The organism is Bradyrhizobium sp. (assembly GCF_019242285.1).
GTDB lineage: Bacteria > Pseudomonadota > Alphaproteobacteria > Rhizobiales > Xanthobacteraceae > Bradyrhizobium.
Genome location: NZ_JAFAVV010000500.1, coordinates 1 through 9132 on the forward strand (window position 1 = coordinate 1; position 9132 = coordinate 9132).

The following is a 9132-nucleotide window of genomic DNA, read 5'->3' on the forward strand; positions in this document are numbered from 1 at the left end:
GACCTGATCCTTGCTGCCGCGGAAGCCGCCGACACCGGGGCCGGCGTGCTGTTCATCGTCAAGAACTACGAAGGCGACGTCATGAACTTCGATATGGCGCGCGAGATGTCGGGAAGGACGATCGCGACCGTGATCACCGATGACGACGTAGCGGTCGAGACCTCGACCTATTCGACGGGGCGGCGCGGCGTCGCGGGAACGCTGATCGTGGAAAAGATCGTCGGCGCGGCCGCGGAAAAGGGGTGCACCCTTGCCGAGCTGAAGGCGCTCGGTGATCGCGTCAATGGTGCCACGCGCTCGATCGGCATTGCGCTGACGAGCTGCACCGTTCCCGCGGCCGGCCGGCCAACCTTTGATCTCGGCGAGGATGAGATGGAAGTCGGGGTCGGCATTCACGGTGAGCCGGGACGACGGCGTGTCAAGCTCAAGCCGGCCGACGAGATCGCCGCGGAAATGACCGGCGCGATCGCGGCCGACCTCGGCGATCGCCTGCGCGGCGAGGCGATCCTTCTCATCAACGGCTTCGGCGGAACACCCCTATCGGAGCTGTATTTGATGTACCATGCCGTACGCGGGAGGCTGGAGTCTGTGGGCTGTTCCATTGCGCGGTCATTGGTCGGCAATTTCGTGACTTCGCTGGATATGGCCGGTTGTTCGGTGACCGTGTCGCTGCTCGATGACGAGAGGAGAAGCCTCTGGGATGCCCCGGTTCACACCGCCGCGTTGCGTTGGGGCGTCTAGCGTCCGCCTCATTCCGAATCTCGCGCAGGCTGCAACCGTCGGCACGGGAGACCCCACGACGGTCTTGCGCGTGATACTTCAGGGTGCGCAGAGCGTTGCGACCGACCGGGAGCCGACCGGCCCGGCCATGCCCGCTTTCGGCTGGCAACTGAACGACGCGCAGGTGGCTGCAGTTGCGACCTATGTCCGCAACCACTGGGGTAAGGCGCCACCCGTCAGCGAGGACGACGTCAAAAAGGAGCGCACAACGCTTGACGCCAGGACGAATTGAAGTTCGAACTGAAGATCACGTCCGGGTCAAGAAATCCATCAATCCCAGCCACAGAAGTATGCTGAGCCAGAACAAGGCCGTGCCGGCGTATGGATGGTCCGGCCGGTGTCGACGCCGCATCTCGACCGACGTTGCCTGCGTGAGGACGATCAGGCCGCGCGGCAAGCCAACCGAGCAAGGCGGCCGATCAGCGGCCGATGAATTTCGGCGGCCGCTTGGCATTGAAGGCCTCAACGCCTTCCTTGAAATCTTCCGATTGACGCAGGCGGCTGTAGCAATGCCCTTCGAGCTCGATTGCGATCGCGAGTGTCGAGTCTTCAGTGTCGTTGAGAAGCTTTTTGGCAGTACGCTGCGCGACCGGTGAAAAGATCCGCAATTCGTCGACCAACCTGTCGGTGGCAGCTTCGAGGTCTTTGTCGGCGACGCACTCGGTGACGATGCCCCATTCCAGCGCCTGGCGCGCGGGGATGCGCCTGGAGCGCATCACGATGTCCTTGGTCCGCGTGATGCCGATCATCTTCTGCAACCGAGCCGACCCGCCAGATCCGGGGATCTGGCCGAGCTTCTGCTCGGGCAGGGCGAATTGTGCGGTGTCGGAGACGATGCGGAAGTCGCAGGCCAGCGAAAGCTCGAAGCCGACGCCGAAGCAGTAGCCGCGATTGGCAGCGATCACGGGTTTCGTGCAGCGCGCGGGCGAGGCGATATTCCAGGCGAGCTTGGACACGGTCTCCGGCGTCGCCTCCATGAAACCGCCGATATTGCCACCGCTGGAAAAGTGCTCGCCGATCGCGCGTACGACGATGACGCGCACGCGGTCATCCTGATCGAGGGTCTCGAACACCAGCCGCAACTGGTCGCGCTGCGGCATCGATACGATGTTGAAGGGCGGGCGGTTGAGAATGACGTCCGCGCGCTCGTGAGCCGGGTCGATTTCGACTTGGAAGCCGTCCAGCTTCGAGAGGCGGTGATCGACGAATTCGTAAGCGGTCATGTGTTCGTCCTGGTTTTGAAGGGAGGGTTACGCCGCGTTGGGCGGCGGCATGGATTCGACCTGGTATTCGCCGGTCACGAGGAGCCGCCGCAGCAGCTTGCCGACCGGGGATTTCGGGATGGCATCGACGAACACGAAGCCGCGCGGACGCTTGAAGGCGGCGAGTCCGGATTCGCGGCAATATTGGTCGAGCTCGTGCTCGGTCACCGGCCCTGCGCGCTTGACGAAGGCGGTGACCACCTTGCCCCAGCGTTCGTCGGGCAGGCCGACGACGGCGGCTTCGAACACCGCGGGATGCAACGACAGGCAGCTCTCGATCTCGATCGGCGAAACATTCTCGCCGCCGGTGACGATCATGTCGTCGACGCGGCCGGTCACGAAAAGATCGCCGTCGGCGTCGACATAGCCGGTGTCACCGGTGAAGTACCAACCTTCGCGGATCGCGCGCGCATCGGCATCCGGCCGCCGCCAGTATCCTTCGAACGATTCATCTCCGGCGAGCAGCGCTACAATCTCACCTTCCTCACCAATCGCAGCAGTGTCCTTGACCGACGTCGCATTGAGCCTGACCACCTTCACCTGCTGGTTGATGCCGGCCCTGCCGGCCGAGCCCGGTTTTGCGGACGCATTCTGATCGATGGTGAAGGTGTAGATTTCCGAGCTGCCATAATGATTGACGAAGAGCTCGGGCCGGAAAGCTTCTGCAAGCTTCTGCAGCAGCCCGTCCGTCATCGACGCGCCGGCGAAGCCCAGCTTACGGACGCTGGAAAGGTCGGATCGCGCGAAGGCGTCGCAATGGACGAGGTCGTGATAGAGCGTCGGCACCAGATAGAGGTTGCTGATGCCTTCGGATGCGATCAGCTCGAGCGCGCTGGTCGCATCGAACCTGCGCAGGCAGACGAAGGCTCCGCCGATCAGCGACATCGCGATCAGGGAGCGCACGCCCATCGTGTGATAGAGCGGCATCACGCCGAGCGTTCGCTCGCCGCGGCGATAGAGATTCTGCGCGACATGGGCGATGCCCGCCGCGCGCTCGGCATGATGGCGGCGCGGTACTCCCTTCGGACGGGAGGTCGTCCCCGATGTGTAGAGCATCACCGACCAGGCTTCGGATGAAACGCGTGCGGTCGTCCGGGGTGTCGCCTCGTTGCAGAGCGCGTCGAGCAGGACTTCGCTCGTCCTGCTGGAGCTTGAACCCGCGCGCATCACGATCAGACCCGGTGCCCGGGCCGAGGCTGCAATCGCCCGTTCGGAGACGTCCTGATAGATCAGGGCACGGCTTTGCGAGTCCTCGATGCAGAAATCGAGCTCGTCGGCAGTCACGCGCCAGTTGATCGGCGTGATGATCAAGCCCGCCAATTGACAGGCCCAATGCACCGTCGCCGCCTGCCAATTGTTTTGCAGTGCAGTGAGCAGATGGTCGCCTGGCCTCAATCCCATTCGATCGAAGGCGGTCGCCAACGACGATATCTTGCACAGCCATTCGGCGTAGGTGAATCGCACCTCGCCATCGATCAACGCCAACGCATCGGGATCGCGCGCCACGCTGGCGAGGAAGCTGGTGCCGAGGTCAAGCATCGGCCACCTCGCGTCTGGTTTCTTCCCTCATCTCGGCCGCGGCTTCCATCGCGGCTTTGACGATCGGCGCATAGCCGGTGCAGCGGCAGAGATGTCCTGTCAGCACATCGCGGATTTCGGTCTCGCCGGCTTGCCGGTTCTGTGCAAACAGCGCGTCGAGCGACATCAGGATGCCGGCGGTGCAGAACCCGCATTGCAGGGCGTGGTTGCGCCGAAAGGCGGACTGCAGCACGCCGAGACGGCCTTGCTTGTCGGAAAGACCCTCCACGGTCCTGATCTCGCAACCCTCGACCTGCAGCGCGAGCGTCAGGCAGGCGCGAGCCGGCCGGCCGTCGATGGTCACGGTGCAGGCGCCGCAGACGCCGTGTTCGCAGCCGACATGGGTGCCGGTTGCGCCAATCTCGTGGCGGACGAAGTCGCTCAGGAGCAGCCGCGGCTCGCAATTGCGATCGACTGCATCGCCATTGAGCGTGAAACGGACGCGGTGACGTTGTTCGGCACTCAATCGTGTCACTGCATCACCTCCGTGATCAACTCGCGGCCGATCATCCGCACCAGGTCGCGCCGATAGCGAGCGGTCGCATGAAGATCGTCGCGCGCGTCGAGGTCCCAGGCGAAGGCATTGAGGGCGTCCTCGAGTGCGTCGCCGACCCGCGCGTCGAACTCGCGAGCGACCGGGATGTCGGCGACGCCGCCCACGGCCAGCCGCACCCCGCGATCGGTTGCAACGGCGGCACAGGCGACGATGGCAAAATCGCCGTGCCGCCGCGCCACTTCGCGGAAGGCACAGCGTCGCCCGTCGGCCGCTGGAAATTGCACCGCCTCGATCAGTTCGTCATCGTTGCGATCGGTCACCATCATGCCGAGAAAGAAGTCGCGCGCCGCGACGCGACGAAGTCGCTTTGCACTCCGCAGCACGATATCGCCACCGAGCGCCAGGAGCGTCAGCGGTATCTCGGCGCTGGGATCGGCATGCGCGACCGAGCCGCAGATGGTGCCGCGGCTTCGCGTCTGCGCATGCCCGGTCCAGGGCAGGGCGAGCGACAACAGCTTCAGCTCGCGTCTCAGCGGCGGCCATTCCAGAAGCTCTGCTTGCCGGACCGCCGCCCCGACGGCGATCCTGCCTCGCTGCACTTCGATCTTGCGAAGCTCTTCCAGGTGCATGATGTCGACGAGCACGCGCGGTCTGGCAAGCCGCATGTTGAGCATCGGCATCAACGATTGTCCGCCGGCGATGATGCGCGCATCGCTGCCTTCGGTGCGAAGCACTTCCAGAGCCTCATCGAGGCTCTCGGCGCGCACATAGTCGAAGGCTGCCGGTTTCATCGCCGGCCTCCCAGCCATCGACACAGCCTCGACCACGCGGCCGTGATCTTGCTTTCTGCGGCAGTCGCGCCGGCCTGCCGCGCCAGGCTTGAGAAGAACTGGCCGATGATGACGCGAGCGGCCCCATCGAGCAGCCGGCCGCCGATGCTGGCCACCTTGCCGCCGATCTCGGCTTCGTAGCGGTAGTGCACACTGGTTCCACCATCCGCGGCCGGAGCAAGGGTGATGCGGCCCTTGCCGAAGCCGAACCCGAGCGCGCCGTCAAGGGTGCCTGTCAGCGTGACGGCATTCGGCCGATCGAGGTCGGACAGCGTCACCCGCGCGCGGTAATCGCCTTTGACCGGGCCGACCCCGATCGTCACGTCCGCCTTGAAATCCGTATCCGAGATCCTCTTCACGCCGCGACAGCCCGGGATCACTGCGGCCAGCGTCGCCGGATCCAGCAACATCGACCATACCTGTTCCGGCGCGGCTGCGACTCGCGCGCCACCCTTGCCGGACAATCTGCGATCGCCTTTGGGTGTATTGTGCTTGCCGGGCGGAGCCGCCGCTTCGGCGCCGCGGACGGTTTCAGCGAGGCGCGCCGGCAGCAGTGGCAGCTCGACGTCAGCGACACCGAGCGCGTCCGCGACCGCGTTGGCGATGCAGACCGGCGTCGACATGCAATTACCTTCGCCGACGCCCTTGGAGCCTAGCGGTGTGAACGGCGAGGGGGTCTGCATATGCAGGATCAGCGGCTCCGGCACTTCCGCTACCGTCGGCACCAGATAGTCGGCAAAGGTCCCGCTCAGGAAAGAACCGTCGGGCGTATACGCGTATTCTTCGTAAAGGGCGGCGCCGAGCGCCTGCGCAAAGCCGCCGCGGACTTGGCCGTCCACCATCGCGGGATGCAGGATCGTGCCGCAATCATGCATGGTGACGTAACGATCGATCCTCGGCTGCAGGGTGACGCGATCGATCTCGATCCCGCAGAAATCGAAGATGAAGCCGTAGCAGAGCGACGAGTTGACGCGATCCTGTTCATCCGGCGGTGTGAGCTCGGGAGGAGTCCAGAACGCGGTCTCGCGGATGGTATGGCCGACGTCATCGGGCAGCGCGCCCGGTGACCAGTGGCTGAGGGCGGCGATCCGCGAGAAGGGCAACCTGTTATCGGGATTGCGCCTCGACCGCGCGAAGCCGCCGGCGAGAATGATGTCGTCACTCTCGGTGTTCAGGCCTGCGGCGGCGACGCGCGCGAGCCGCCCGGCCAGGCGTTCCGCAGCGATCTTGGCGGTGCCGGCAACGGCCGGTGCGAAACGGCTGGCGTAGTTGCCCGAGGCGATCGACCAGGCGTCCTTGGCGGTGTCGATTTCGGCGTTCACTCTGATATCGCCGGGCGTCAGTCCCAGCACGTCGGCGACGACCTGGGCGAGCACAGTGCGATGTCCCTGGCCCTGCGGCACGGAGGCCACATGTACCGACACGCTGCCGACCGGATCGATCGAGACCGTCGCGGTGGCCTGTGCGCCGTTCTTGGGCCCGGCCTTGCGCCGTTCCGCGGCCGTCAGCACGGTCGTGATGTAGCCCATGTTCGACACGCTCGGCTCGACCACGGCGGCGAAGCCGATGCCGTAGATTCGTCCCTCGGCCCGCGCCTTGTCACGGCGCGCCTTCAACTCGGCCAGGCCACCCTCGTCGACCGCGCGCGCAAGCGCCGTCTGGTAATCGCCGGAATCGAGCAGCGCGCCGGTCACGGTGCGATAGGGGAAGGCATTGGCGGGCACGAGGTTGCGCGAAATGACCTCAACGGGATCGAGCGTGAGCTCGACGGCAATCCGTTGAATCAGCCGCTCCAGCGCGAAATAGACCTGCGGACCGCCAAAGCCGCGGTTCAGCCCGGTCGGCATCTTATTGGTGACGACCACGCGGTTGCGCACCGCGACATGGGGGATGTCATAGGCCCCGGTTAGATTGCCGTGCATGCGATAGAGCGTGGCGGGCTCCGGCGCCCGGAGATGGGCGCCGCAATCCTCGACCTGGTCCCAGTCGAGCGCGAGAATCCTGCCGTCATCCGCGACCGCCGCGCGCAGCGTCGTCGCGCGGTTGGTCGCCGACACGGATGCGGTCAGATGCTCGAGCCGGTCCTCGATCCATTTGACCGGGCGACCCGTCGCACGAGCGGCGGCCGCGACCAGAACGATGTAGGGAAAGACGCCCTGCTTGACGCCGAAGCTGCCGCCCGAATCCGGCGGCGTCCGCAACCGCAGCCGGTTGCCGGGCACCTTCAAGGCGCGCGACAGCACCGCATGGATGCTGAACGGCCCCTGGAAATTGGCGAGCACGTCATAGGCCTGCTCACCCGGATCGTATTCGGCAACCACGCCATAGGTCTCGATCGGCGTGCAGGAATTGCGTGGGTAGCGGATCGACACCGTAACGATGCGTTTGGCCTCGGCAAAGGCCCGGTCGGGATCGCCATATTTGAACGAGCGGTCGCTCGCAATGTTGTTCGGAAAGCCTTCATGCAGGAGCGTGGAGCCGGCACTCATTGCGCGGACCGGGTCGACAACCGCGGGCAGCGCCTCATATTGCGCGTCGATCAGGTCGATCGCGTCCTCGGCGAGGTAGCGGCTTTCAGCTACCACGATTGCCACAGGCTCGCCGGCATAGCGCACCCGGCCGATCGCGATCGGCCAGCATTCGAGCGGCGCCTTCACGCCGACGACGAGGCTTGCGGTCAGGGCCTTGATATCCTCACCGGTCAGCACGGCGACAACGCCACGCGCCTGCCGAGCCGCTGCGGCGTCGATGGAAACGATCCTCGCATGGGCATGCGGCGAGCGCAGGATGGCGGCATGCAGCGCGCCCGGGCGCACACCGACGTCGTCGATGAAGCGTGCACGGCCCGACAGCAGCGCCGGATCCTCGACGCGCGGAATCGACTGACCGATCCACGGTCTGCCCGTCGGTGCACCGGCCGTGGCGCTGAGGTTCATTCGAGGGGCTTCTCCCATCGCGCTTTTCCACACTTGGAAGAAACGTAGTCAGCGGTGGCGTGGGCCCGCCATGCCGACAGGTCTCAAAACTTACCAGCGCGTCTCATTTTGCTCATCGGAGCCATCAATGGGCGAGACGGGAGACGTTGCGGAACTCCCGCGGGCCGACGCCGGCGTGATTCCGGAAGAACCGGGTGAAATGGGCGGGCTCCGCAAAACCCAGCTCCGAGCTGATCTCGCACAGCGATTGCGGGCGGTTCAGCACGAGCTCGACCGCACGCTCCATCCTCAACACGTTCATGTAGACCTTTGGCGAAATGCCGATCGAGGATTCGAACAGGCGGAAGAAATGCGCGCGTGACAGCCCGGCCTGCTTCGCCCAGCCGCCGATGTCCTCAGGCCGGGTAATCTCGCGGCGCATTACCGCGATGACGCGCAGGATGCGCCAGTCTGCCGATCCCGAAGCCGCGCGCAGCTCCCGGATCGAGGCCGGAAAGCTTCTCCATGGTGAAAAGCGCTCGATCACCGCGATCATCAGGTCTGACAACGTTTCCTCGTGCGCGGTGCAGCAATCGGGACGGGCCATCATGTCGGCTGCCAGATTCATGGTCAGGCTGCGGATGGACGGCGATATTTCGCCGCTGGGTTGGCTGAAGAATCCCGGGCCGCCGCTCGCAACCCATCCCGGCCTGAAGATCTGCAGCCATTCCGGTTCGACGTAGAGCGCCAGGATCAGCGTCCGCGGGCGATCGGGCACATGGAGGTAGCTGTGCGGCTGCCAGCCATTGACCAGGACCGCGTTGCGATCCGTCAACGGACAAATCGCATCATCGACCAGGAACTGCGTGTCGGCGCCCTCGACCTTGAGCAGGACGTGACAATGCGGATGGGCATGACGCACCAGCGAATAGTCCATGTCGAGAAGCGCCACCCGTCCAAACGCTCCATGCGCAATGCGCAAAGCCCTCGACATCTTCTCCTCCGCCCGCGGATACGCCGGCTTACGACCCGATCGACGATCGTGGCCAGCAGGATCGCCTTGTTCCATCCCGATCCGCCGGCCCGGCGCCGGTCCTCTCGGTCCGCGACGACCGGCGACAGCGAGAAGCGCTATCGTCGGATGTCGGTATGCGCCCGGTCAAACCACGTGAAACGGCGCAACGCAAAGTAAATCGCGATCGGCGGCAGGCAGTAGACCAGAGCGACTGCCATCATGTAGTTCCATGGCGCCTCGTCACTGTCGAAGAACT

The 9132-nt window shown here is 65.0% G+C and carries 8 protein-coding genes; 2 read left to right on the forward strand and 6 right to left on the reverse strand.

Annotated features, from left to right (window positions below):
• Together JOY90_RS19680 and JOY90_RS19685 are read left to right on the forward strand one after the other, a co-directional pair.
• On the forward strand, nt 1–741 hold a 741-nt coding region (locus JOY90_RS19680; RefSeq protein ID WP_291692775.1), incomplete at its 5' end, for a dihydroxyacetone kinase subunit DhaK.
• Complete coding sequence (locus JOY90_RS19685; RefSeq protein WP_367276969.1) at nt 701–1012, forward strand: cytochrome c; 312 nt, start codon at nt 701–703, stop codon at nt 1010–1012. The genes JOY90_RS19680 and JOY90_RS19685, both read left to right, overlap by 41 nt.
• 187 nt (nt 1013–1199) lie before the next feature.
• Here the strand turns inward: JOY90_RS19685 and JOY90_RS19690 are convergent, their stop codons facing one another.
• The 6 genes from JOY90_RS19690 to JOY90_RS19715 all read right to left on the reverse strand — a co-directional run bounded on the left by JOY90_RS19690 (nt 1200) and on the right by JOY90_RS19715 (nt 8855).
• Nucleotides 1200–2003 carry an enoyl-CoA hydratase/isomerase family protein gene (locus tag JOY90_RS19690; RefSeq protein ID WP_291692777.1) on the reverse strand — a complete coding sequence of 268 codons (804 nt, stop codon included), beginning with the start codon at nt 2001–2003 and terminating at the stop codon, nt 1200–1202.
• Nucleotides 2004–2030: 27 nt separating this feature from the next.
• Nucleotides 2031–3581: an AMP-binding protein gene (locus JOY90_RS19695; protein WP_291692778.1), complete on the reverse strand. Its 1551-nt coding sequence runs from the start codon at nt 3579–3581 to the stop codon at nt 2031–2033.
• Nucleotides 3574–4095, reverse strand: coding sequence for a (2Fe-2S)-binding protein (locus tag JOY90_RS19700; protein ID WP_291692779.1), 522 nt, complete (start codon nt 4093–4095; stop codon nt 3574–3576). Before JOY90_RS19700 ends, JOY90_RS19695 begins: the two co-directional genes overlap by 8 nt.
• Entirely contained in the window at nt 4092–4907 is an 816-nt protein-coding gene (locus JOY90_RS19705; protein WP_291692780.1) for an FAD binding domain-containing protein, read from the reverse strand. Before JOY90_RS19705 ends, JOY90_RS19700 begins: the two co-directional genes overlap by 4 nt.
• Complete coding sequence (locus tag JOY90_RS19710; protein ID WP_291692781.1) at nt 4904–7882, reverse strand: molybdopterin cofactor-binding domain-containing protein; 2979 nt, start codon at nt 7880–7882, stop codon at nt 4904–4906. The genes JOY90_RS19705 and JOY90_RS19710 overlap by 4 nt, the downstream gene beginning before the upstream one ends.
• A 124-nt stretch (nt 7883–8006) precedes the next feature.
• Nucleotides 8007–8855 (reverse strand): AraC family transcriptional regulator, encoded by an 849-nt coding sequence (locus JOY90_RS19715; RefSeq protein ID WP_291692782.1) that lies wholly within the window; start codon nt 8853–8855, stop codon nt 8007–8009.
• Between the last annotated feature and the right edge of the window lie 277 nt (nt 8856–9132).